This window comes from Pseudomonas lyxosi (assembly GCF_047758685.1).
Classification (GTDB): domain Bacteria; phylum Pseudomonadota; class Gammaproteobacteria; order Pseudomonadales; family Pseudomonadaceae; genus Aquipseudomonas; species Aquipseudomonas lyxosi.
Genome location: NZ_CP180481.1, coordinates 2999005 through 3022932, shown reverse-complemented (window position 1 = coordinate 3022932; position 23928 = coordinate 2999005). Strand labels below are relative to the sequence as shown.

Sequence of the window (23928 nt, the reverse complement as noted above, 5' to 3'; positions counted from 1 at the left end):
CAGGAAAATTGTCTCAGCGCCTACCTATAACGATAGGCGTTGAGGAGCACTGCATGAATCAGGCTTGAGTCAGTTTGGCTGCGGCGCGTTCGAAACGGTCCAGACCGGCATCGATATCGGCGTCCTCAACCACCAGGCTTGGCGCGAAACGAACCACGTCCGGGCCGGCTTGCAGAATCATCAGGCCTTCTTTTTCAGCGGCGTTGAAGATGTCCTTGGCCTTGCCTTTCCAGGCATCGTTCAGCACGCAACCGATCAACAGGCCCATACCACGGACCTGGGTAAACAGGCCGTACTTCTCACCGATCTGTTCCAGGCGGGCCTTGAACTTGTCGTGCTTGGCGTTGACGCCGGCCAGCACTTCGGGGGTATTCACGACGTCAATCACGGCTTCAGCGACAGCGCACGCCAGCGGATTGCCGCCATAGGTGGTGCCGTGAGTGCCGACGACCAGGTGTTTGGCCAGGTCTTCGGTGGTCAGCATCGCGGCGATCGGGAAACCACCGCCCAGGCTCTTGGCGCTGGTCAGGATGTCCGGGATAACGCCGTAATGCTGGTAGGCGAACAGCTTTCCGCTGCGGCCCATACCGGTTTGCACTTCGTCGAAAATCAGCAGCGCGTTGTGCGCGGTGCACAGTTCACGGGCGCCTTGCAGGTACTCGAGTTCGGCCGGGATGACGCCGCTCTCGCCCTGGATCGGCTCCAGAACCACAGCGCAAGTCTTGTCGGAAATGGCGGCTTTCAGCGCGGCCAGATCGTTGTACGGCACGTGGGTGATACCGGTGATCTTCGGACCGAAGCCATCGGAATACTTCGACTGGCCACCGACGTTCACGGTGAACAGGGTACGACCGTGGAAGCTGTTGAGCGCGGCGATGATTTCGTACTTCTCGCTGCCGAAACGATCGAAACCGACGCGACGGGCCAGCTTGAAGGCGGCCTCGTTGGCTTCGGCGCCGGAGTTGCAGAAGAACGCGCGATCGGCAAACGTAGCGTCGATCAGCTTATGGGCCAGGCGCAAGGCCGGCTCATTGGTGAAGACGTTGGACACGTGCCACAGCTTGTTCGCCTGCTCGGTCAAGGCAGCGACCAGCGCCGGGTGCGCATGGCCCAATACGTTAACGGCAATCCCGCCGGCGAAGTCGATCAGCTCGCGGCCAGACTGGTCCCAGACGCGGGAACCGGCGCCACGAACAGGAATGAAAGCGGCAGGCGCGTAGTTGGGAACCATTACCTGGTCGAAATCGGCGCGTTGTACCGCAGCGTGCTCAACGGACATCGGAGTCTCCTGATGAGGAACACTCGCCTGAAACTGGCGAGCGATGGGGGGATTGTAAGGACAGTTTTCAGCCCGGCCTTGCCGCCAAGCGACAACTTCTTATAGCGCAAACCCCGGTTTTTCCCGGGTTTACGGCAATGCGACATATAGGGTCGCAAAGGCGCAGTTTAAACCGCCGGCACAGGTTATAGGCAGGGTTCTCGAGCGGTGCGGTAAATATGTACCGCACGGAACCGATCATCGTCTGTTTTGCTGGCGGCTTATCCAAACGCTAAGGGAATAGCGCATGAGCCGACACGAAAACGATCGCCTTTCCACTATTGAGGGCAATGAATCCGCTACGCAGCCGGACGATCACTACCATCACCTGTTCAACAATCTGCCAGTCTGGGTATTAGAAGCATCTTCCAGTACGCACAGCGCCCTCAAGAACGCCACGCTTAGGACGCCGGACTGGCATGGCACCGCAACACCCCTGCAGCACCAGTCGCTGAAAAAGCGCAGTCAGGAACATTGGACCCATCGAAATCGCCTGGACTCGATGCTGTCGAAGCTGCAAAACGCACAGGCCTTCGCCGAACCGCTGCTGAGCGACGCCCTGAAAACCCGGTTTGGCCTGGATCTGGACGTCAAAACCACCTTCCTGCGCCTGTACATCCCTCAAACCGTGCCGCTTTTCAGAATCAAGTCTGGCGCCGCGCGCACCTGGACCGTGTCGATGCTCGACGCCGCCCTGCATAACTTTCAGGAATCGGAAACAGCGGCAGGGGCTTACGAGTCAGCCTCCACGTTCATCACCAAACCTTCGCCCACAGGACAGTTCGATACGCTACCGGCGGTCAAGCAAAAGCTCACTATCCCGGCCTTTGCCCGGTTATGCCGGGAACTGGATATCGGCGCCCGGTACAACGCTTACCTCAAAGACAATCTGGGGCTGTCCAACCCGGTGGCCGGTGCGGTGTTGAAATCGAAGGTGATCGGCTCGCACAAAACAGCACTCCAATCTGCGCTGCAGATGGCGCAAGTCCGAAAGGATATTTCAGCGGATGCCCATCTCTCGATCCTGCGCATTCTGGATGGGCGTCCGGGCGCTCGACTGGATGGGCAGCCGCTGTATGGTCACGACCTGACAATGATGTCCTCCTCGCTGACCGGCATTGTCATTTTCGCGGCGAGCCTGGAGCGCGCACGCACGGCAACACGGATCATTGCCTACATTCCCGATGATCCAGAGCACCCTCTCAAGGAATACCCGAACACATTGGCGTTCATGGCCGAACTGACCCGCAAACTGCGCTCGCCCGCTTATCAAACGTTCTTCAGTCGCTTCGTCGACCACAAGGAAAGAGGACATTTTTTCGCGGACCTCAACCGTCGCCTCCAGAGCGTGACCTGGCATCAACACCGACAGGGCGACCCACTGCCGAGCTGGCGCGAAACGCCCATCGACAAGCCTGATTTGCGGTTTTCGGCGATCCCGTTCAGAGCGGACCTGTGGAACCATCTCTATCAGCGACAGCTGAACAAGATCCTCAACGATGCCAGCACGCTCGCCGTTTCCACCGCCACTGCCGACAGCAACGCGCGTTGGGCATTGTGGGATGCCTTCAGCAAAGTGGCCTCGACGCTCCTTGAAATCGCGACGTTCGTTGCGTTGCCTTTCGTCCCGTTTCTCGGCGAATTGATGCTGGCCTACATGGCCTACCAGTTACTCGACGAAACCTTCGAAGGCATCGTGGACCTGGCCGAAGGGCTGAAAACAGAAGCGTTCAGACATCTGATGACGCTCGTCGAAACGGTGATTCAGGTGGGGACATTTGCGGTGGGCGGCGCCATCGCTGCCGGAGCCTTCAGCCGTCTGCTCTCTCGTGAAGCTGTCGCATTTGTCGACCCACTCAAACCCGTCGTAACGCCCGAAGGAAAAACCCGTTACTGGAAGCCGGATCTCAAGCCTTACGAACAAGCACTCATTTTGCCCGAAGGAGCAAAACCCGATCATCTCGGCCTCTATCAAAACGAGGGCAAGACGCTGCTGCCACTGGAGGGAAAACTGTATGCCGTGAAGCCCGACCGCGTGCCAGGCACGTTTCAGATTGAGCATCCGAACCGAACCGATGCCTATCAGCCGCCTCTGCTGCATAACAACCACGGCGCCTGGCACACAGAACTGGAGCAACCGCTGAACTGGGACCGGGAAAAGGTCATGCGCCGTCTCGGCCATAGTGTCGAGTCTTTCACCAGTGCCGAGCGCGAACGGATCCTGCGGATCAGCGGTTACCACGACAACGTAGTGCGCGAAATGCATGTCGAACATTATCGCCCGCCTTCGCTGCTGACAGACACGATCAAGCGCTTCAGGATCAACCGGGACATCGAAACCTTTATCGAACTGATCGGTAGCGACCAACCCGAGCGCTATCGGAAGGCCGATGTGACCCTGCAACACCAACTGCTGACCGGATTCGATTCATGGCCTGTCGACGCGCCAATGCCGGCACCGGAAACCCAAACGCAAGCCTTCAGAAAACAAACGGCCGAACTCGCCCGAAAGCGCCAAAAATCGCTGTTCGATACACGTTATCGCGCACAGGAAAAAACCGATGATCAGCACCTTCAGCGACTGCTCGATGACGTGAAGGGATTGCCGACCGATGTCGCGCAAGAGCTGGTGAGCAATGCAACCGGGACCGAGTTACGCCAGCTGCACAACGGTCGCGCGCCCCAACGGCTCAAGGAAGCCGCACTAAAAGCCATGGAGGCCGTGCGCGCAGCCCGAGCCTGCGAAGGCCTTTACTCCGACGCTCTGGACAACACCGACACCCACCGACTGGCCTTGCAAAGCCTGAACTCGTTGCCCGGTTTTCCCGCCGAGCTGCGTATTGAAGTGAGGGATTATGCCCATGACGGTCTTGTGCGCGACAGCATTGGCCAGTCCGATGCACCGATCGTGAAAACACTGGTGCGCGCCGAAGACGGCACCTATCAGGTTTATCAAGACAATGAATCGGCGCCCGGTGATTTTTATCAGGGACTCTTTCAAGCGTTGCCGCAAGCACAGCGTACTGCATTGAGCCCATCGATCACTGATGCTCAAACACTCAAACAACACATCACCGAACATGCCCTGGACCAACCGGCACTACGCAAGCTGTTCGCAAAAAATCCCAATCGAAAACCCTTCTATGACCCAACGACCATGCGCCTGCCCGGTGGCACCGAGGGCTACAGTCGCAGGCACAGTCGCGGCTACCACTCGACACCCACCCTCGACGACAGGGTTCGCGAGGTTTATCCCGGCCTGTCCCAGGATGAACTTCAATCGGTTGTCGAGGCATTGCAGCGCCATCCCGATGGCGCTCGCGTAGAACTCTCACGCCTGAACAGAGAGTTGAGCCGGCTGCATCAGGATCTGGGCCTCTGGATGAATGAGGCGCCCACTGTTCATCCTGAAACCGGACGCCCGCTCAGCGAAATTGATCAAGCAGCCGAAAGAAATAATCGCAGATTGCTGGCTCAGGAAATCCAGCGCGCCTGGCGGCGACAGACCGAGCGGGAGCTTGATACCCCGGAGGGGATAAGCCGGTATTTGCTCTGGTTCGCGGAGCCGATCATAGGTGACTTACCGTCATTGACTGCCGATTTCAGTCATGTGTCGATGCTGTCCCTGGAAGGCAACCGCGGCGTGCAGGGTATTCCCGGGTTTCTACAGGGTTTCAGTGGACTGCACCGCCTGGAGTTGCGTCGTTTCTCCCTGACCACCCTCCCCGACGCCATTACCCGAATGCCTGACCTTAACTCATTGGTTCTAAGTGACTGCGGCATCAAGATCGACGCGGCCGCGTGGTCAAAACTGACCTCATTGAACAAACTGGTCATGCTCGATCTGTACCGAAATCCATTTGAATCGGTGCCCCGCATCGACTCGCTGAGCGAACTGGTTCACCTGAATCTGAGCCATACCAACCTGACCGAAATCCCGGTCGGTGCCTTGCACCACCCGAAACTCGATACCCTCTTGTTGATGAACAACGCAATTACCGAGTTGCCTGTCGGGTTGTTCGAGAGCCCGCTGTACAACAAACACGGCGTGACCCTCACCCACAACCCGGTTTCCAGCAGGGCGCGAGAACTGATCAAGCTGCACCACTTTGAGACCTCTTACGACATGGGTGTCTATGCTCCCGAAGCGGATATTGATCGGGTCAGGACGCTGTACCCAAATCTGGAAGTCGAGCAAGCGAGCGAGTTCGTCTACCAATTGCCCGGCACACTGGAAAATGGTCGTGCAGAGCTGACAAAACTGGAGGCTGAGTTATCGCAACTGCGCGACGATCTGTCTGTCTGGACCGCCAACCTTCCGGCCCGGCACCCAGTGACGGGCGAACCCTTCACTGCGCAACAGCAGTTCATCGAGCATGCAAACCGTGATGAATTCAAACAGGCGCTGGAGCAGTGCTGGCGGCATGAAAGCGAACAGGATGATTTCAATGAGGCGCTGGAGCCGACTTTTGAACTCACTATCCGCCCGATCATCAATGGAGAACTGCCGACCCTGAGCGCTGATTTCAGCCATGTAACGGCGCTGGAGATTAATAGTACGGATGGCGTGACACGTATCGGACGATTCCTGGAAGGCTTCCCCAGACTCAAAAGCCTCAGGCTGCGTGACTGCAATCTGGGCAACATTCCCGATGCTGTGTTCAAGATGGGTCAATTGCGATCCCTGTCGCTTCCCAATTGCCGCATCAGCTTGTCATCGCAGTCGGTCAATGCGTTGGCCGGCATGGAACAGCTCGACTACCTGGATTTGGGTGGCAACCCGCTGATGCTAACGCCTGACCTGAGTCAGATGCCGGACTTGGCAACCGTACTGCTGGATCACACCGCTATCACCGAAATACCCGATGGCCTGATCCAGCTGACTGATCTGGACTGGACAGACTTGAGCATGAACGCAATCACCGAAGTGCCCAGCGACCTGATGGAACTGCCCCTTGAAATTGCAGAGAACATCACCTTGAGAGGTAACCCGCTGTCGGAGGAAAGCCTGTTAATGCTGATCAATTACTTTGAACGCACGGGCGTTGATTTCGGCCTGGAAGAGGTGATCAATCGAGGAGAGATGGAGGTTTCCACCTCTGAAAGTTCCGAGATGGAAGAATAAATCAGCCGCGCTCTGAAGGCACCGACGACAATTCGAACGGGCTGCTGCTGCGCCGCTGGTTGCGATCTTCCCGCGGCGTGGCACCGAAGAAGTTGCGGTAGGCGCTGGAGAAATGCGGCCCCGAGGAGAAGCCACACGACAGGCCGATCTGGATGATCGACTTGCTCGTTTGCATCAACATCTGCCGGGCCTTGTTCAGGCGCAGTTCCAGGTAGTATTGGCTCGGCACGCGGTTGAGGTATTGCTTGAAGATCCGCTCCAGCTGCCGACGGGACACGCACACATGCTGGGCGATTTCGTCGGTGGTCAGCGGCTCTTCGATGTTGGCTTCCATCAGCAACACGGCTTGCGTGAGCTTCGGATGGCTGGAGCCGAGACGGTTCTGCAGCGGAATGCGTTGGCGTTCGCCGCCCTCGCGGATGCGCTCGACCACCAGTTCTTCCGACACCGCACCAGCCAGTTCGGCGCCATGGTCACGGGCCAGCACGGCCAGCAACAAGTCGAGTACTGACATGCCGCCGCACGCGGTCAGGCGATCGCGATCCCAGTCGAACAGATGACTGGTGGCAATGACTTTCGGGAAACGCTCGGTGAAGTCGTCCTGCCAGCGCCAATGCACGGCAGCGCGGTAACCGTCGAGCAAACCCAGTTGGGCCAACGGGTATACACCGGCAGACAAACCGCCAATCACGCAACCAGCACGCACCAGTTGTTTCAGCGAACTACTGAGTGCTGGTGCGAGTGTGGTCGGCGGCTCATCGGCGAGCAGAAACAGTTTCTGAAAGTTTTCGAGCTTGCCGGCCCAGGGCTCACCCGGCAATTGCCAGGCGCCTTCAGTCGGCGGTTCGGCCTGCAAAAACGACAGTTCGTAGACAACGTCCGGATGCACACGCTGGGCAACACGCAAGGCCTCCTCAGCCAGCGCAAGCGTCAGTGCTTTAGTGCTGGGCCAAATCAGGAAACCAATTCGATGGGCAGTCATGGCGGGCAATCCGAAACGAAAACAGTGATGAAGGCATGGGCCAATGCTAGCCCGTAAATGAACGCATATCTGAAAACCAACAGAGATCAAATGTGGGAGCTGGCTTGCCTGCGATAGCGGTATGTCTGTGCCAGAGATGCAAACTGGCCCACCGCCATCGCAGGCAAGCCAGCTCCCACAGGGGATAGGAGCCAGCCTCTAAATTGCGAAGCATGCACTATCCCGGTGCACAACGGCAGCCCTGATTACTTCAGGCTGCCCGAGAGGAATTGTTGCAAACGTTCGGACTGTGGATTGACCAGCACCTCACGCGGGTTGCCGCTTTCTTCGACGACACCTTTGTGCAGGAACACCAGCTGGTTCGACACTTCACGGGCGAAGCCCATTTCGTGTGTCACCACCACCATGGTCCGGCCTTCCAGCGCCAGGGCCTGCATGACTTTCAGCACGTCGCCGACCAGTTCCGGATCGAGCGCCGACGTCGGTTCGTCGAACAGCATCACCTCAGGTTCCATCGCCAGTGCACGGGCAATCGCCACACGCTGCTGCTCGCCGCCGGACATGTGGCCCGGGTAAGCATCTTTACGATGCGCCACCCCGACCTTGTTCAGGTAGTGCTCGGCCTTCTCGCGGGCTTCGGCCTTGGACATGCCGAGCACGTGGACCGGCGCTTCCATGATGTTTTCCAGCGCGGTCATGTGCGACCACAGGTTGAAATGCTGGAACACCATCGACAGGCGCGAACGCATGCGTTGCAGCTGTTTCGGGTCGGCCGCCTTCAGCGCGCCGTCCTTGTTGGCGACCAGTTTCAGCTCTTCGTTGTTGAGCAGAATCTTGCCCGCGTGCGGTTGCTCCAGCAGGTTGATGCAGCGCAGGAAGGTACTTTTGCCGGAGCCACTGGAGCCGATGATGCTGATCACATCGCCAGCCGCCGCTTTCAGGGACACGCCCTTGAGCACTTCGTGACTGCCATAGCGTTTATGCAGGTCTTGGACTTCAAGTTTGTACATGCGGTCGGTTCTCACAAAAACAGTCAGTCAGTCGTTGAGCAAGCGCCCGTGACGCAGCGCTTCGCGCCCCGCCACCTTGGCCAGCCAGAAACCGGGTTGGGCATAACGCAGCCGTTCAATGGCAAACAGCACCCCGGACGTACCAGCACACACCGTGCTGACCCGATCCGATAACGGATCGATCACTTCGAAAATCTCATCGCCGGCTTCAATCCATTCACCGGGTTTACGCAAGAAACTGATCACGCCAGGGTGTGGCGCAAACAGTAATTCGGTGCCTTCGAACGGCATGCCTTCGCAAGCATCCTGCGCAGGTTTTGGCCATTCGCCGCTGATCAAGCCTTGCTCGGCGAGGAACGCCAGAATGCCTTCGGCGTAAGCGCAGGCTTCAGCGCGACCGGTATCGGCCTGACCACCTAATTCAATGGTAGTTGCCAGGCAGGCCAAGGGAATCTGCGCATCAGGAAACTGACGCGACAGACGCAACCATGGCAGCGAACAGGCTTCGTCAAAGGAGCTGCCGCCGGAATCTTCCGCCAACAACCCCACCTTCACGTCCAGGTGCGCGGCCAACGAACGCCATTGCGGCCAGTGTTGCGGCAAGGCGTACATGTGCAGCGCCGCTTCGGCATCGCAATGCAGATCCAGCACCACGTCAGCGGTGCAGGCATGGCTGAGCAAAATGCGCTGCATGCCTTGCAACTGACTGGCGGCTGGCGGCAATGCGGCGAGCACATCGCTCATGGCCTGACGGATCAGCTGAACATTGGCGTGCGGATCATCACCCAGATGCCCTTCCAGCTCGGCGGCCACTGGCGCGCTCAGCTCGACGAAATCCCGGTTGAAGTTCTTGCCGCTGCCCGCCTCAAAACGCCCTTGATGATTGCCTTGCAGCAGTTGGCCGAGGCCCAGTGGATTGGCCACCGGCACCAGTTCGATCAGACCGTTGAGCAAGCCTTGGGCTTCGAGTTCGGCCAGGCGCTTTTTCAGCTCCCAAGCCGTGCGCATGCCCGGCAATTCATCGGCGTGCAGGCTGGCCTGGATGTAGGCCTTGCGCTCGCCACTGCCGAAGCGGAACACCGAAATCTGGCGTTCGCTGCCCAAGTGGCTCCACGGCAATGAATGATCGATGCGTTCCATATCAGTGCTTCCGCGGGGCCAGATAGCCCAGCCAGCGGCGCTCGGCCAGTTTGAACATCCGCACCAGAATGAAGGTCAGGCACAGGTAGAACACGCCGGCGGTGATGTAGGCTTCGAACGGCAAGTAGAACTGCGCGTTGACCGTGCGCGCGGCACCGGTGATGTCGATCAGGGTCACGATGGACGCCAGACTGGTGGTCTGCAACATCATGATCACTTCGTTGCTGTACTGCGGCAGCGCCCGGCGCAGGGCCGACGGCAGCAGGATGCGCTTGTACATCTTGTAGCGCGACATACCCATCGCCTTGGCCGCTTCGATCTCACCGTTCGGCGTGGCGCGCAGGCTGCCGGCGATGATTTCAGCGGTGTAGGCGCTGGTGTTGATCGCGAAGGCCAGGCACGCACAGAACGTCGCGCTGGACAGCCACGGCCAAAGGAAGCTTTCACGTACCGCTTCGAACTGCGCCAGACCGTAGTAGATCAAGAACAGCTGCACCAGCATCGGTGTGCCGCGGATCACGTAGGTGTAGAGCCAGGCGCTCATGTTGACGGCCGCGTTTTTCGAGACGCGCATCAAACCCAGTGGCAAGGCGCACAGCAGGCCGAAAAACAGCGACAGCGCGAGCAATTTGAGGGTGGTCACCAGGCCGCCGAAGTACAGCGGCAGGGCCTCCCAAATGACGTTGTAGTCGAAGATCATAGATCAGCCGCCCTTACGCCTACCGAGTAGCGCTTCTCAAGGTGACGCAATGCCAGCAACGAGACACTGGTGATCACCAGGTACATCGCCGCCACTGCGAGGAAGAAGGTGAAAGGCTCGCGGGTGGCATCTGCCGCCTGCTTGGCCTTGAACATCATGTCTTGCAGACCCACCACCGAAATCAACGCGGTGGCCTTGGTCAGTACCAGCCAGTTGTTGGTGAAACCCGGAATCGCCAGGCGAATCATCTGCGGCACCAACACCCGGAAGAACACCTGAAAACTGCTCATGCCGTACGCCATGCCGGCTTCTGCCTGACCTTTCGGGATCGCCATGAAGGCACCACGGAAGGTTTCCGACAGGTACGCACCGAAGATGAAGCCCAGGGTGCCGATACCGGCGGCCAATGGATTCAGGTCGATGTAATCGTCAAAACCGAGCATCGGCGCGACGCGGTTGAGCAGGTCCTGACCACCGTAGAAAATCAGCAGGATCAGCACCAGATCGGGAATCCCGCGGATCACCGTGGAATACAGGTCGCCCAGCCAGGCCAGCCAGCGAATCGGGGACAGACGCAGCGCAACGCCGATCAGACCCAGAACAATGGCCAAGACCATGGACGACAAGGCGAGCTGAAGCGTCAGCCATGCGCCATCGAGGATGACAGCCCCGTAGCCTTTCAACATGATTCAGGTCCTCGAAAAGGGGGATGAAAAAATGGCGCAAACCTCAGAGATCCTGTTGCTTGCGCCATTTCGGACTTGTCGCCGGGACGTGTTACTTGCCGTAGATATCGAAGGCGAAGTATTTGTCCTGGATTTGCTTGTACTTGCCGTTCTCGCGAATGGCGGTGATCGCGGTGTTGATCTTGTCTTTCAGCGCGTCACCCTTGCGAACTGCGATACCTACGCCGTCGCCGAAGTATTTGACGTCGGTGAAGGCCGGGCCAACGAAGGCGAAACCTTTGCCAGCGTCGGTTTTCAGGAAACCGTCATCCAGCAGCGTAGCGTCTGCCACGGTGCCGTCGAGGCGGCCGGCAGCGACGTCGAGGTAAATTTCGTTCTGCGAACCGTAAGGCTTGATCTCGGCACCCAGCGGGGCCAGCACTTCACGGGCGAAACGCTCGTGGATCGAACCACGTTGCACGCCGATGTTCTTGCCCTTGAGCTCAGCCAGGCTGTCGCTGACTGGAGTGCCGGCCTTCATGACCAGGCGAGCCGGGGTGTTGTAGTACTTGTTGGTGAAGTCCACGGACTTCTTGCGGTCTTCAGTGATCGACATGGACGACAGGATCGCGTCGATCTTGCGCACTTTGAGTGCAGGGATCAGACCGTCGAACTCTTGCTCGACCCAAACGCACTTGACCTTCATCTCTTCGCACAGAGCATTGCCGATGTCGTAGTCGAAACCAACGATGCTGCCGTCCGGCGCTTTGGAAGCGAACGGAGGGTAAGCCGCTTCGACACCAATTTTCAGAGGCTTTTCATCGGCGAAAGTCGGCAGGGACAGCACGGACAGTGCCAGGGCGCCAAGCAGCACGAGTTTCTTCATCTTGGGACTCCATCGGTAAAGGGCTAAAACGGCAGAGTGAGCGACAGCCCAATATGCGAATGAGTGGAACCGCAAAGCGGTGCTGCGTTGTAGGAATCGCGCGCTTTTTTCAACGCGAGCAACAACGAGCGAGTGATCGGCATTCTAACGACAGGCCCGAAGCCGATATTTCTTCAATGCGACAACTAATTACAGAAGCACCGAGAAAGCCGCTTGGGCGCGTTGACAGCCTTGCAAATTCATGCAAGAGCAAAAGACAGTGAACCGATCTATGCTGCAAATTGCGGGCCTATTATTGGCAAACCCTTCTAATCCGGCAAGCGTAGCGTTGTGTCTTATTTTTTGCAGGGACTGGAACGGCCCGATGACAGGGCTTTGCGTTTCCCAACGCCCCGCATGGGAGCGAGCGGTTACACATTCAGTTACTTGAACGAAGGCAGGTAACAGTGGGAAAGCGCCTACAACCGAAGCCGATAATTATTGGTTGAGCTGCTGATCGTTCCCACGCTCCGCGTGGGAATGCATCCAGTGACGCTCTGCGTCACATGCAGTAAGGGACGCGGAGCGTCCCGGGCGGCATTCCCACGCAGAGCGTGGGAACGATCGGTACGAAAAAGCCCCGCTCGGCGCAATGCCGGCGGGGCTTTGGTGACTCAAGAACTGTGCTTACGCGACGTTCATGATCTTGTGTTCATCAATCAAATGCTGCACCACACCCGGATCGGCCAGGGTGGAGATATCCCCCAACCCATCGTATTCGGCCGTGGCAATCTTGCGCAGAATGCGGCGCATGATTTTGCCCGAACGGGTTTTCGGCAGGCCCGGCGCCCACTGGATGACATCCGGCGAAGCAATCGGACCGATCTCTTTACGGACCCAGTTTTTCAGTTCCAGGCGCAGTTGCTCGCTCGGCTCTTCGCCACCGATCAACGTGACATAGACATAAATGCCTTGCCCCTTGATGTCGTGCGGCACGCCGACCACCGCCGCTTCGGCGACTTTCGGGTGGGCGACCATCGCGCTTTCGATCTCGGCAGTCCCCATGCGGTGGCCGGACACGTTGAGCACGTCATCCACGCGACCGGTAATCCAGTAGTAACCGTCTTCGTCACGACGCGCACCGTCACCGGTGAAGTACATGCCGCGGAACGTCTTGAAGTAGGTATCGACGAAGCGGTCATGGTCGCCATACAGCGTGCGCGCCTGGCCTGGCCACGAATCGAGAATCACCAGGTTGCCCTCGGCAACGCCTTCGATGATGTTGCCCAGGTTGTCCACCAACGCCGGCACTACACCGAAGAACGGACGTGCCGCAGAACCCGGCTTGAGCGCGTGCGCACCCGGCAGCGGGCTCATCATGTTGCCGCCCGTTTCGGTCTGCCACCAGGTATCGACGATCGGGCAACGGGACTGGCCGACGTTCTTGTAGTACCAATCCCACGCTTCCGGATTGATCGGCTCACCCACCGAACCGAGCAGGCGCAGGCTGCTGCCATCAGCGCCTTCAACGGCGGCCTTGCCCGACGCCATCATCGCGCGGATCGCCGTTGGTGCGGTGTAGAGGATGTTGACCTTATGCTTGTCGACGATTTTCGCCACCCGGGTGATGTCCGGGTAGTTCGGCACACCTTCGAACAGCAGCGTGGTCGCGCCATTGGCCAGCGGGCCGTAGACGATGTAACTGTGGCCGGTGACCCAACCGACGTCGGCGGTGCACCAGTAGACTTCGCCCGGACGGTAATCGAACACGCGTTCGTGAGTCATCGCCGCGTACAACAGGTAGCCGGCGGTGGTGTGCTGTACACCCTTCGGCTTACCGGTCGAACCGGAGGTATAAAGGATGAACAGTGCTTCTTCAGCGCCCATCTCTTTCGGCGCGCAGACACTGCCCGCCACTTTCATCAGGTCTTCGTACCAGATGTCGCGATGCTGGTTCCACTTGATGTTGCCGCCGGTGCGCTTGCACACGATGACTTTCTGAATGCTGCTGGTTTCCGGGTTGGTCAAGGCGTCGTCGACGTTGGTCTTGAGCGGGATCTTCTTGCCGGCACGAACACCTTCGTCGGCCGTGATCACCACTTTGGATTTGCAGTCGATGATCCGACCCGCCAGGGCTTCCGGCGAGAAACCACCGAATACCACCGAGTGAATCGCGCCGATCCGGGTGCAGGCCAACATGGCGACCACGGCTTCGGGGATCATCGGCATATAGATAGTCACCACGTCGCCGCGGTGCACATCCTGGCCACGCAGGGCGTTGGCGAACTTGCAGACTTGTTCGTGCAGCTCGCGATAGGTGATGTTGCGGCTTTCGGCAGGGTCATCCCCTTCCCAAATGATCGCGATTTGATCGCCGCGCTCGGCCAGATGACGGTCGAGGCAGTTGTAGGAAACGTTCAGGGTGCCGTCGGCGAACCATTTGATGTCGACATGGTGATCGTCGAAGGAAGTCTGTTTCACCGTGGTGAAAGGCTTGATCCAGTCGAGGCGCTTGGCTTGCTCGCGCCAGAAGCCGTCCGGGTTAACGACGGACTGCTGGTACATGGCCTTGTAGGTCGCCTCGTCAGTCAGCGTGTTGGCCAAAACCTCGGGACGAACGGGATACAGAGAAGCCGCACTCATCTTTGTTACCTCGGTGGAATAGTTGTTTTTGTATGACCCAGTTGTAGCCGGGCCGGGCCTATAGAACCATTCGACGATGGTAGTAACAAGCCCCTACAAAATGTGGCTATACCTCGCCGACGCGCTCAAGAGCGGTGATTTCAGGGGCTTGATCGTTCCCACGCTCTGCGTGGGAATGCAGCCCGTGACGCTCCGCGTCACTGGACGCGGAGCGTCCCTTGAGGCATTCCCACGCTGGAGCGTGGGAACGATCATTGGCTCATCAGCGAGCCAAAGGTCGCTTTTCGAGGATTGTTACAGGATCTGCCAATAGTGTTTATCAAAAGCACGCCTATATGAATGTAAACCCCACGCCTAAAATCAGCCTCGCCAACCAGGCAACGTGATTAACCAAGTTGCAGCCCCCACGAAGGCAGTTAATCCAAAACCTAGTACTTAAGTTCTACACGCAACCCCAAAAAGGTTGCGTGACCCCACTCGACCTCTAAAAGGTAAATCTGAAATGAAAGCTTTATTAGTTCTGGCCCTCAGCAGCCTGTGCGCAACCGCCATGGCAGACGAGGTCCCGACTGATGTCGCACAGCAGCAACCCGCCATCGAGGAATACACTTACTCCACTCACCTGGACATCGCCAAAGTTATCTCCATGAGCGAAATCCCGAATGTGTGTGAAGTTGTTCCGGCGAAAATGGAATACGACGACTCCAAAGGCCAACGCCACATTCTGCGCTACAGCGTTATGGGTAACGGCTGCTCTAACGGCTAATCACCCGCCCAAGGCACACAACGCCAACGAACCTGGAGCCACTACTATGAAAACCAAACTGATCCTCGCCCTGACCCTTTCCGCCCTGGCCGCTAACACCTTCGCCGCAGACGGCTACGACCGCACTGGCTCGGCTGCTTACAACACGCAAGCGGCTGTCGCTTCTGACGGTTACGACCATACCGGCTCGGCGTCTTTTGCCTCCGATGGCTCCGATCACACGGGCGCTGCCAAACTCGCTTCTGACGGTTTTGATCGCACCGGCGCTGCCAAAGTCGCTGCCGATGGTGCGGACCACGTGGGTGCAGCTCGCCTCAGCTGATCATCGAGCGTGACTTTACAGCCCGACCTCGGTCGGGCTTAGTTGTGTCTGGAGCCATCGAAAACCGACTCAAAACACAACATGTAGTGAAAAAGGCGATTTTCTGGCTGTTTTTTGAACAAAAAAATTGCCCGCCAAAATTTATGAAAAAAAATCTGCACCCGCGACATCCAGCCAAAGCCCTGTAAACCCTCGCTCCGACCGAAAAACCCTCCGTCTCGTCCGCTACATGCGCGGATTCGCCCCACCACGACCGCAAAAATTTCCCTATAATGCCGGCTTAAACGGGCCTGCAATATTCCCTTACAGGGATAACAGCCAGTCTGAAGCCCACGCCGAAGTCTTCACCGATTTCTGCGCCCGTCAGAGGCTCTCGGAACCCCGTACAAAATTATGTTTATTTGCCTGCGTGTACCGCTGCAAAAAACGCTATCCAACGCGGCCAGTACGGTCGTGTGAAAAACCAACCAATCAGTTTTCACACGGGCATCTGGCCCTCACGCAGGAGACGACACGTCATGCTGAGCTGGGACGAATTCGACAAAGAAGACAGCGGCGAAACCGTTGTAAAAGGCGCCAACGCTGGGCACGCAACTGAAGCCAACATGGACCGCCTCGACACCGCTGGCGGCGTCGCGGCTCAAGAAGCCCGCGCTGTAACCGCGTCCGACTCCGCCGCAATCGCCCGTGCAAAAGCTGCCCTGGACAACCTCGACATCGCCGAAGGCCTCGCCGAACTCGAAGGCGCCTCCGCCCGTGTAGCTGTCGACGAAAAGCGCATGATCAACTGCCGCGCCGACCTCAACCAGCTCGTCCCGTTCAAGTACGACTGGGCCTGGCAGAAGTACCTGGACGGCTGCGCAAACCACTGGATGCCGCAAGAAGTCAACATGACCGCCGACATCGCCCTCTGGAAAGACCCGGAAGGCCTGACCGACGACGAGCGCCGCATCGTGATGCGCAACCTCGGCTTCTTCTCCACCGCCGACTCCCTGGTTGCCAACAACCTGGTGCTGGCCGTGTACCGCCTGATCACCAACCCGGAATGCCGCCAGTACATCCTGCGCCAGGCCTTCGAAGAGGCGATCCACACCCACGCCTACCAGTACTGCATCGAATCGTTGGCCATGGATGAAGGCGAGATCTTCAACATGTACCACGAGATCCCATCGGTCGCGAAAAAAGCCACCTGGGGCCTGAAATACACCCGTTCGATATCCGATCCGAAGTTCGAAACCGGCACCGTCGAAACCGACAAAGAATTGCTGCGCAACCTGATCGCCTACTACTGCGTTCTGGAAGGCATCTTCTTCTACTGCGGCTTCACCCAGATCCTCTCCATGGGCCGCCGCAACAAAATGACCGGCGTCGCCGAGCAGTTCCAGTACATCCTGCGCGACGAATCCATGCACCTGAACTTCGGCATCGACGTGATCAACCAGATCAAAATCGAAAACCCACACTTGTGGGATGCCGAAATGAAGGAAGAAGCTTCGCAGATGATTCTGCAGGGCACTCAACTGGAAATCGAATACGCTCGGGATACCATGCCTCGCGGGGTGTTGGGCATGAACGCGGCGATGATGGAGGACTACCTGAAGTTCATCGCTAACCGTCGTCTGTCGCAGATCGGTTTGAAAGAAGAGTATCCAGGGACGACTAACCCGTTCCCTTGGATGAGCGAGATTATGGACTTGAAGAAAGAGAAGAATTTCTTTGAGACTCGGGTTATTGAGTATCAGACTGGTGGGGCGTTGAGCTGGGATTGATTTCCAAGCTCGCCGCGATTTGATGATTGCAATCTGAATCGTTGAATCGAAAAAGCAAAAGCCCCGATCTGATCGGGGCTTTTTTATTGGGAAATGAATATCCATTTTTCATCCCTACGCGACAACGCTAAAACTCCTACAGCACTTACAGCTGCTTCCGCATTGATGCCCATTCAAAGCACCTCTAAGCTCCATTGCAGGTGCCTAAGAAACGCCCAACGTAGAAGCTTTGTCAATCACACAGACACGCAACTCACCCTTGGGTGATTTGTCGTTCGGATGTGCGAAGGCTTTGCTCGTTGGGATTTTTTAAGTCCACTCTACGTTGGGGTCAGGCCCTCCTAAATCTACACGTAGAGGTAATGGATATGCCTGAACACGATCTACCCCGCACTCTCACCATTCTGGAGATCAGTCATGACTGATCCCTTCTCTGTAACAGTCTTCACTCGCCACAACCTTGCCCTCCATGCCCTCCTACTAGAAAACCAGCCATGGTTCTGCGCCCGCGATCTGGGTCGTTTAATGGGTTTCCATCTGAATGATCGTGTGGTCAGCAAACTGGACGAGGATCAGAGACATACGTTGTTGATTGAGTACCACGGCCAACCGGAGAAGCGGTTGATGATCAGCGAATCCGGTGCGTATGCGTTGCTGGTGTATCACTACGCGCCGGGGAATCGGTTGTTGCGTGAATGGTTGACTCATCAAGTAGTACCAGCCTTGCGCGACGCGGGGCAGTCGAAGAATGCAGATCGACCGATGTTGAGTTTGTTGGATTGGCCGGAGATGTCGTTGAGTCTGTTGCATTGGCAGGATGAAGGCTGGATTCGGCTGCGGGACATGCCTTATCTGTTGCTGAATCGCACACGGCGCAGGGTGCCGGTGGTTAAGCCTTGGTGGCGGAAGGTTTGGGAGGTGTTTCAGTTTTCAAAGCATTCGGTCGGTTAGACGTTTTAGGATCGACAGAAAGAAGCGTCGCAATTCGCCATAGGAATTTTCGTAGACAGTCCACTCAGTATCCTCCGAGGGTTTCAACCCTCGGAGATTTTATGAGCGTAAATGAAGAAAGAAAGCGACTGGAGCGCTCTTGAGATTTGGGTCAATTAGCCTTGGCGCATAGCTCAATCAGCGTTCGATTACTTCCAACCGCTGCTTCAGCCTCTCATTCACCAACTCCCCGTGCACTCCAGAATGAATTTCCCGATGGCAACTTGGGCATACAGCCCCCACATAGCGTGGGTGATCTAAACCACCGTCTGAGAGCCGGTTGACGTGATGCGGCTCTAGGTAAGGCTTGCCATCCTTTTTCGTAAAAGGGGCTGGCCTCTCACAGCTCTCGCATGCACCATCAGCTCGCATCAGCACATAGTGCGCAACCTTACGGCTACGCTGATAGATCTTACGAGGAGCCGATTGCCCTAAATCATCGCTGCTAGGCTTACATGCAGCCAGCGCAGCCAACCGCGCGGCAGCCAGAGAACCGGAAAGGTCAGCCTCATCTTCATCCAGCTCTTCAGCTTCAATTAGTTCACCAGGAATGCCCACAGGAACTAACCGAAAAACAATCGCCGTCCGATCCTGGCCGTTCACATCCGGCTGGGTTCGTTCAAACATGTCGGCGCAAGAAAACTCACCCAAGTATTCATTGCCTTTACTTTTGCCGAGGGATTTAAACAAGTGAAGCGCTCGGCCATCCTCAGCATGATTAGCGATCGCTCGGTTGCCTCGGATCAAAGTCATCGGCCCGCGTTGTCCTTCACCGGTGTAAAGATAGGCGCCGTTGTCCCAATCGTCGGCATACCCATATTGCTCACCGCTATCGCCCGTGAACAAAAATATCGCAGGGTAGGTAGCGGACGCTGCAATGCCGCTTTGCAGGCTCCCGCCGAACGGTCCATTGATCTCAGTTTTTCGGTCGTAAACAGCCCCCGGCGTGAACTTCAATACGGGGGCGCCCTCCCCACGCGGCAACTCCACAATAGTGAAGCCTCGCTTTTCTAGGTAACTGTTGGTCGGGTGTCCACCGGAGAACTCGCCTACGGCAATACCGGTCGCCAAAGAGACGATTTTCTTCGCCGGATACAGTTCACCGCCCGCATGAACCGCATAACGGTGAGCTAGGTTGTTTTCCCAGCCTTGCCACTCACCCCTACTCCGAAATTTATGATCAAACTCCAGCATCGCTTTGTCTATTCGTTCCTTCGAAACCGCTTTGATCGCCACGAGCGCTGCCCTTTATCGACAATTGCCGTAGGAAAATTCCTACCACCGTCAAAGTAGCAAAGGGTTTCAATACGTAACAGGGCGCATAGCCACTATTTCTAGCGTTGGTCACGCTAGCTGAAGACTGAGATTCGATAGCCGTGGCGCGTCTGCTCTTGGCGGTGTGCCATTGAAGGTTGTGAATGATGGTGCGTAAAACCAGATACTCAGTTTTTCGCGAGTAAGCTCGCTCCTACAGAGCCCGGTGGATAGCTACGGGTTTTGCGGGGGTTGAAAACAGTCAGTGCAACTTGTCCCGCCTCCCGCTATTAATACCCTTCCCCCCTCAAGGACCCGAGCCCCCCATGAAATTCGACCTCGCCTACTGCCTCAGCCTCGACGACAAGCTGTCGATCTATGACGTGCGCGATTTGAATTTCGACGAGACCATGGAATTCGATTCCGCCAAAGAACATTTCCAATGCCCCAACGACGCCTGTCGTTTGGCGTTCGATGCGGCGAATGTGTTGACGACGCTCAATGCCAAAAACGTGAATTACGTTCGCACCCCGCACTTCAAGAACACGCCCAGCACTCGGCATGTTGCGGATTGTCCTTATGTCAGTCTCAAGGCGTCGGCGTCAGGTGTGGACGCGGACAGTGCGGAAACGGATGACAGTCGTGAGGAGCATTTCCCGTCGGAGTTGTTGCTGACTCGACGTGAGTATGTGCGTAAGCCGTCGAACCCGGCGGTGGCCGCTGATGTGATGCGGGACGATCCGAAACCCTCTTCAGCGGCCAGTGACGTCGAACACCCGAGCCGCGAATCGGCACCAGACAAGACCAGTGTCTTCGCCCATCCGGTGGAGTGCTTTGTGTCGAACTTCGAGGACAAGGAGTTGCTCAAGCGCATGCCGCTGAAGATTGGCGAGCACACGGCGCCTTATGGGTCGTTCTTCAAGAAGATCGAGTATCTGCAGGACAACAAGGGGCTGATTTACTGGGGCAAGATCAAGGAGATCAAAGATTACACGCAGAGCTTTCGCATCGACTTCGAACAGAAGGTCTGGTTCAAGCAAGCGGACGAGGCGAAGAAGAAGCCTTATTCAGTCAATGTTTACCTGAGCAAAAAGCTGATCGACAACTACCGCAAGCGCAAAGCGTTTCTGGAAGAGATCAAGTACGCCAGCGAGAGCGGGAAAGAGTTGTATTGCTTCTTTTATGGCGTGACGCCGGAGTTGAAGCAGGTGCCGAGCAAGAAAAACCCCGAGCAGACGTTCGGGGTGTTCAGTGCGAATATTGAGAACCTGGATCACTTCATTGTTCGTGAAGCGCCGGGGTTGGCGGCGGGGTAGGGATTAGTTCTGAGGCAGTTCGAGTTTGACCGCGCCGGGATGTTGCTTGACCACGGCGTACGGCAACACTGACCAGCCCGGATCATCGCAGTTGCGTTGCACGCGGGCGAAGTACGGTCCCAGGTACAGTCCTTTGGCGGTGAAGTGCCAGTTGGAATAACCCCAAACACTTTCGTCGGTGTAGTCGCAGCTGTCCTCGTCCGTCGGCTTCTGCATTTCGTCGGGGTACAGCGCGGCGAATTGCTTGATCAGCCACGGTGCGAACACTTCACGATGATAGGTGAATCGCGCGTTGCCCTCTTCCTCGGTCAAGGATGTGTCGCCCGCGCTGTCGCGATCGGCGTGCAGCAGCGGCTTGCCTTTGCCAACCCACAGCACGTCTTCCAGCGACAGGTTACGACCGGTGTGAACGTCGAGGTTGATCGGCGAATTGCCAAAATCCGGGTGAGCGCCGCCGCAGCTGTAGCTGGTGGAGATGTTCAGGCTGACTACGTCGGGCGATAGGAATTGGGGGCTGACGCCTTGGTCGAACTCGGCATATTGCCCACCTTGCAGCAAACAGCCGTGATAGCTGATGACTTCGCTCCAGAGCCGCTCCAACAATTGCTGATTGACCCGCTGCTGGTCGGCTTTCGGGTAGCCGGACTCGACGCTGAACATAGAGAGACTTGACTCAGGCTGCGTCCACCATTGCAGGTCGTAACCCATGAAGGACTCTTTCTTGCCCGGTTTGAGCGTCAAACCTTGCAGGCGAAGATATTCATAAGGATCGCTTTTCGGCAGCGCGGCGATGAAGGGCAAGGCTTCCGCCGCCGGTGTCGGGAGCCTGGCCTCGGTCAACTGCATTTGCAGGATTTTGCCCTTGGGGCTTTCCCATTCACCTTGCCAGCCGTTGGCCGTTTCTTGCAGCTTCAGGGTTGGCAGGGGTTTGTCTTCGCCGTAGCGGTTGTTACCTTCGGTTAGCGTCAGGGTTTCTTCTTGCAGAGAGCCGCTCAGTTCCAGGTCGCGATGGTATTTCTCATAGAAGTAGCGGCCGGTGACTTCGTCTGGCTGAAAGAGGTTCAGTTCCAGCACGATTGGCATCTTGCCCAGCGTGCCGGTGAACACTCGTCTCCCGTCCTCGGCATGAGCAGTGGAACACAACATGAGTAATAACGCGGCGACTGGCGCCAGGCGTAACAATCCTTTGAGCATTGATCGATCCCTGAATGAGTCGGAAGCAGCGCCGGGCAGATTGAATGCGGCGCAGGTTGAACGAGGACGGATTATGGCGAGGTTGCAGGCGGGAATCGAGCCTCATCGCGAGCCTCACTTCATCGCCATGCTGAGCATCACCACCACCAGCAAACCAATATAAACCCGCGCATGCACCCGATCCGGTATCCGCCCAATCCAAGGCGTAGCCAACCGAATCCCAACCAGCGACCCCACCGTCAAAACCGCAAACGCCAGCAGATCCACATAACCGACAAACCACGGCCCAAGATCAAACTCGGTGAAACCAGCCATCGCCATGTAAGTCATCGTCCCGACCAACGCCACGGGCAAACTCAGCGGATTGGCCATGGACGTCGCCTGGGACATGCTCAACCCACAACGCCGCAATAACGGTACGGTCATGACGCTGCCGCCTACGCCGAGAAACGTGGCGATGGTGCCGATTCCTACGCCCCCGCCAGACACTTCTGCCCTTCCCAATCGCCGTGGGATGGCGGTGTCAGACGCTGTAAGAAAGCCGCGTCGCAACAGGCAATCAGCGATGGTCACGCCCAGGTACGCGATGAAGGCATAGCGAATCACCTCGCCACTTGCCCACATCGCCGCTACGGCGCCGACTACCGCGCCCACGCCGATAAATCCGCCCAACGGCCACAGGTAATGGCGAATGAGATTACCGGCGCGTCGGTGTTTTCCGGTGGCGATCGTTGCGTTGACGATCATCACGCAGGTCGAGGTTGCCACAGCAATGTGCATCGCCGATTGGCCGACGGGGTCGTCTGTGCCGTGGCTGGTCATGAGCATGCGGTACAGCAATGGCACGACGACGAAACCGCCGCCGAAGCCGAACAGCACCGCGGTGATGCCGGTCATGCAGCCGAAGAGTGCTAGCAGGAGATAGAACATTGCGTGTCGTCCGTTGGTTGAGAGCGGTCGACGATAGAACGATGCGTCTTGGCCTGCTTCAGCAAGTCAGCCAATAATGTTCGCGTTTACGCCAACCGCTGGGACTGCTCGATGCGCAATGTTTCGATTGATCTGCTGGACCACACGCCACGGCCGGTGGTGGCCATCGGTACGGATTACTCCTACGGCCATGTGTTGCCTCGTCATACGCATCGGCGGGCGCAATTGTTATACGGCGCCACCGGGGTGATGCAGGTCAGCACGCACGACGGCAGTTGGGTGGTGCCGCCACAACGGGCGGTGTGGATTCCGCCGGGGGTGGCGCACGAGGTGCTGATGCTGGGGGTGAGTACTCGCAGTTTGTATATCGAGCCGGGGGCGGTGGATCTGGGGGATCGCTGCCAGGTGATCAGCGTTTCGCCGTTGATGCGGCACTTGCTGATGGAGGCGGTGGAGATCCCGCTGGCGTATGACGAACGCGGGCGCGACGGTACGCTGATCGACTTGCTGCTGCATGAACTGGCGCGCAGCACTCACCTGCCGTTGCACATTCCGCTGCCCGTCGATGCGCGGCTGCTCGCGCTGTGCCAGGGCTTTGTGCAGCGGCCCGACGCGCATCAGTCGCCACAGCAATGGGCCGATCAGCTGCATATCAGCCTGCGTACTTTCAATCGGCTGTTCCGCCAACAGACGGGCCTGAGTTTCAGCCAATGGCGGCAGCGGGCCTGCGTGGTGCTGGCTCTGGCGCGGCTGGTGGCGGGCGAACCGGTGACGCGCATTGCCCTGGATTTTGGCTATGACAGCCCGGCCGCGTTCTCAACGATGTTCCGCCGCGTACTGGGGCAGGCACCGTCCGTCTGGCTGGAGGGGGCGAAGTAGTTAGCCCAAAAAGAGAGGCCACTGCCGCTAGTGCCAGTCAGATAAGCCGTAATGCGATCT

18 protein-coding genes are annotated in these 23928 nt (G+C 57.6%); 7 read left to right on the top strand and 11 right to left on the bottom strand.

Annotated elements, in window-relative coordinates; genetic code table 11:
- Nucleotides 1-58 precede the first annotated feature (58 nt).
- Nucleotides 59-1279, bottom strand: coding sequence for an aspartate aminotransferase family protein (locus tag ACMXYI_RS13875; RefSeq protein ID WP_415773630.1), 1221 nt, complete (start codon nucleotides 1277-1279; stop codon nucleotides 59-61).
- 286 nt (nucleotides 1280-1565) lie between these two features.
- On the opposite strand from ACMXYI_RS13875, the gene ACMXYI_RS13870 reads away from it, so the two are divergent.
- Nucleotides 1566-6443, top strand: a complete 4878-nt coding sequence (locus ACMXYI_RS13870) for a dermonecrotic toxin domain-containing protein (protein ID WP_415773629.1) — start codon at nucleotides 1566-1568, stop codon at nucleotides 6441-6443.
- Between the two features lies 1 nt (nucleotide 6444).
- Here ACMXYI_RS13870 and argR read toward each other — a convergent pair whose 3' ends face one another.
- From argR to acs, 7 genes are all read right to left on the bottom strand, one after another.
- Entirely contained in the window at nucleotides 6445-7425 is a 981-nt protein-coding gene (gene argR / locus ACMXYI_RS13865; RefSeq protein WP_415773628.1) for a transcriptional regulator ArgR, read from the bottom strand.
- Between the two features lie 245 nt (nucleotides 7426-7670).
- A complete protein-coding gene (locus ACMXYI_RS13860) occupies nucleotides 7671-8435 on the bottom strand; it encodes an ABC transporter ATP-binding protein (protein WP_008154324.1) in 765 nt (254 codons plus the stop codon).
- Between the two features lie 27 nt (nucleotides 8436-8462).
- On the bottom strand, nucleotides 8463-9575 hold the full coding sequence (locus ACMXYI_RS13855) for a M14 family metallopeptidase (protein ID WP_415773627.1): 1113 nt from the start codon (nucleotides 9573-9575) through the stop codon (nucleotides 8463-8465).
- 1 nt (nucleotide 9576) lies between these two features.
- Nucleotides 9577-10275 carry an ABC transporter permease gene (locus ACMXYI_RS13850; protein ID WP_008154328.1) on the bottom strand — a complete coding sequence of 233 codons (699 nt, stop codon included), beginning with the start codon at nucleotides 10273-10275 and terminating at the stop codon, nucleotides 9577-9579.
- Nucleotides 10272-10961 (bottom strand): ABC transporter permease, encoded by a 690-nt coding sequence (locus ACMXYI_RS13845; RefSeq protein WP_008154330.1) that lies wholly within the window; start codon nucleotides 10959-10961, stop codon nucleotides 10272-10274. Before ACMXYI_RS13845 ends, ACMXYI_RS13850 begins: the two co-directional genes overlap by 4 nt.
- 91 nt (nucleotides 10962-11052) lie before the next feature.
- Nucleotides 11053-11826 carry an ABC transporter substrate-binding protein gene (locus tag ACMXYI_RS13840; protein ID WP_415773626.1) on the bottom strand — a complete coding sequence of 258 codons (774 nt, stop codon included), beginning with the start codon at nucleotides 11824-11826 and terminating at the stop codon, nucleotides 11053-11055.
- A gap of 666 nt (nucleotides 11827-12492) precedes the next feature.
- Nucleotides 12493-14448 carry an acetate--CoA ligase gene (acs, locus tag ACMXYI_RS13835; RefSeq protein ID WP_282482684.1) on the bottom strand — a complete coding sequence of 652 codons (1956 nt, stop codon included), beginning with the start codon at nucleotides 14446-14448 and terminating at the stop codon, nucleotides 12493-12495.
- A 502-nt stretch (nucleotides 14449-14950) separates the two neighbouring features.
- Between acs and ACMXYI_RS13830 the strand changes: the two genes are divergently transcribed.
- From ACMXYI_RS13830 to ACMXYI_RS13815, 4 genes are all read left to right on the top strand, one after another.
- Nucleotides 14951-15214, top strand: a complete 264-nt coding sequence (locus tag ACMXYI_RS13830; RefSeq protein ID WP_038979415.1) for a DUF2790 domain-containing protein — start codon at nucleotides 14951-14953, stop codon at nucleotides 15212-15214.
- Nucleotides 15215-15260: 46 nt separating this feature from the next.
- On the top strand, nucleotides 15261-15536 hold the full coding sequence (locus ACMXYI_RS13825) for a hypothetical protein (protein WP_415773625.1): 276 nt from the start codon (nucleotides 15261-15263) through the stop codon (nucleotides 15534-15536).
- 518 nt (nucleotides 15537-16054) lie between these two features.
- Entirely contained in the window at nucleotides 16055-17305 is a 1251-nt protein-coding gene (locus ACMXYI_RS13820) for a ribonucleotide-diphosphate reductase subunit beta (protein WP_008034875.1), read from the top strand.
- Nucleotides 17306-17722: 417 nt separating this feature from the next.
- Nucleotides 17723-18256, top strand: coding sequence for a BRO-N domain-containing protein (locus ACMXYI_RS13815; RefSeq protein ID WP_415773624.1), 534 nt, complete (start codon nucleotides 17723-17725; stop codon nucleotides 18254-18256).
- A gap of 177 nt (nucleotides 18257-18433) precedes the next feature.
- Here ACMXYI_RS13815 and ACMXYI_RS13810 read toward each other — a convergent pair whose 3' ends face one another.
- Complete coding sequence (locus ACMXYI_RS13810) at nucleotides 18434-19531, bottom strand: HNH endonuclease (protein WP_415773623.1); 1098 nt, start codon at nucleotides 19529-19531, stop codon at nucleotides 18434-18436.
- A gap of 344 nt (nucleotides 19532-19875) precedes the next feature.
- Between ACMXYI_RS13810 and ACMXYI_RS13805 the strand changes: the two genes are divergently transcribed.
- A complete protein-coding gene (locus tag ACMXYI_RS13805) occupies nucleotides 19876-20865 on the top strand; it encodes a hypothetical protein (RefSeq protein WP_415773622.1) in 990 nt (329 codons plus the stop codon).
- Between the two features lie 3 nt (nucleotides 20866-20868).
- Here the strand turns inward: ACMXYI_RS13805 and ACMXYI_RS13800 are convergent, their stop codons facing one another.
- Both ACMXYI_RS13800 and ACMXYI_RS13795 read right to left on the bottom strand, forming a co-directional pair.
- Nucleotides 20869-22059, bottom strand: coding sequence for a hypothetical protein (locus ACMXYI_RS13800; RefSeq protein WP_415773621.1), 1191 nt, complete (start codon nucleotides 22057-22059; stop codon nucleotides 20869-20871).
- Nucleotides 22060-22173: 114 nt separating this feature from the next.
- Nucleotides 22174-22989, bottom strand: coding sequence for a sulfite exporter TauE/SafE family protein (locus ACMXYI_RS13795; RefSeq protein ID WP_415773620.1), 816 nt, complete (start codon nucleotides 22987-22989; stop codon nucleotides 22174-22176).
- A gap of 111 nt (nucleotides 22990-23100) precedes the next feature.
- Here ACMXYI_RS13795 and ACMXYI_RS13790 point away from each other — a divergent pair, with 111 nt between their 5' ends.
- The gene (locus tag ACMXYI_RS13790; RefSeq protein WP_415773619.1) at nucleotides 23101-23868 is read left to right on the top strand and encodes an AraC family transcriptional regulator; all 768 of its coding nucleotides are present in this window, start codon (nucleotides 23101-23103) and stop codon (nucleotides 23866-23868) included.
- Nucleotides 23869-23928: the final 60 nt, after the last annotated feature.

Excerpts from the sequence above, each read along its gene's own strand:
- ACMXYI_RS13850 (WP_008154328.1), bottom strand. The coding sequence starts at position 10,275 with ATGATCTTCGACTACAACGTCATTTGGGAGGCCCTGCCGCTGTACTTC.
- ACMXYI_RS13820 (WP_008034875.1), top strand. The coding sequence starts at position 16,055 with ATGCTGAGCTGGGACGAATTCGACAAAGAAGACAGCGGCGAAACCGTT.
- ACMXYI_RS13840 (WP_415773626.1), bottom strand. The coding sequence starts at position 11,826 with ATGAAGAAACTCGTGCTGCTTGGCGCCCTGGCACTGTCCGTGCTGTCC.
- ACMXYI_RS13800 (WP_415773621.1), bottom strand. The coding sequence starts at position 22,059 with ATGCTCAAAGGATTGTTACGCCTGGCGCCAGTCGCCGCGTTATTACTC.
- ACMXYI_RS13860 (WP_008154324.1), bottom strand. The coding sequence starts at position 8,435 with ATGTACAAACTTGAAGTCCAAGACCTGCATAAACGCTATGGCAGTCAC.
- acs (WP_282482684.1), bottom strand. The coding sequence starts at position 14,448 with ATGAGTGCGGCTTCTCTGTATCCCGTTCGTCCCGAGGTTTTGGCCAAC.
- ACMXYI_RS13805 (WP_415773622.1), top strand. The coding sequence starts at position 19,876 with ATGAAATTCGACCTCGCCTACTGCCTCAGCCTCGACGACAAGCTGTCG.
- ACMXYI_RS13875 (WP_415773630.1), bottom strand. The coding sequence starts at position 1,279 with ATGTCCGTTGAGCACGCTGCGGTACAACGCGCCGATTTCGACCAGGTA.
- ACMXYI_RS13830 (WP_038979415.1), top strand. The coding sequence starts at position 14,951 with ATGAAAGCTTTATTAGTTCTGGCCCTCAGCAGCCTGTGCGCAACCGCC.
- ACMXYI_RS13815 (WP_415773624.1), top strand. The coding sequence starts at position 17,723 with ATGACTGATCCCTTCTCTGTAACAGTCTTCACTCGCCACAACCTTGCC.
- ACMXYI_RS13845 (WP_008154330.1), bottom strand. The coding sequence starts at position 10,961 with ATGTTGAAAGGCTACGGGGCTGTCATCCTCGATGGCGCATGGCTGACG.
- ACMXYI_RS13790 (WP_415773619.1), top strand. The coding sequence starts at position 23,101 with ATGCGCAATGTTTCGATTGATCTGCTGGACCACACGCCACGGCCGGTG.
- ACMXYI_RS13870 (WP_415773629.1), top strand. The coding sequence starts at position 1,566 with ATGAGCCGACACGAAAACGATCGCCTTTCCACTATTGAGGGCAATGAA.
- ACMXYI_RS13825 (WP_415773625.1), top strand. The coding sequence starts at position 15,261 with ATGAAAACCAAACTGATCCTCGCCCTGACCCTTTCCGCCCTGGCCGCT.
- ACMXYI_RS13855 (WP_415773627.1), bottom strand. The coding sequence starts at position 9,575 with ATGGAACGCATCGATCATTCATTGCCGTGGAGCCACTTGGGCAGCGAA.
- argR (WP_415773628.1), bottom strand. The coding sequence starts at position 7,425 with ATGACTGCCCATCGAATTGGTTTCCTGATTTGGCCCAGCACTAAAGCA.
- ACMXYI_RS13795 (WP_415773620.1), bottom strand. The coding sequence starts at position 22,989 with ATGTTCTATCTCCTGCTAGCACTCTTCGGCTGCATGACCGGCATCACC.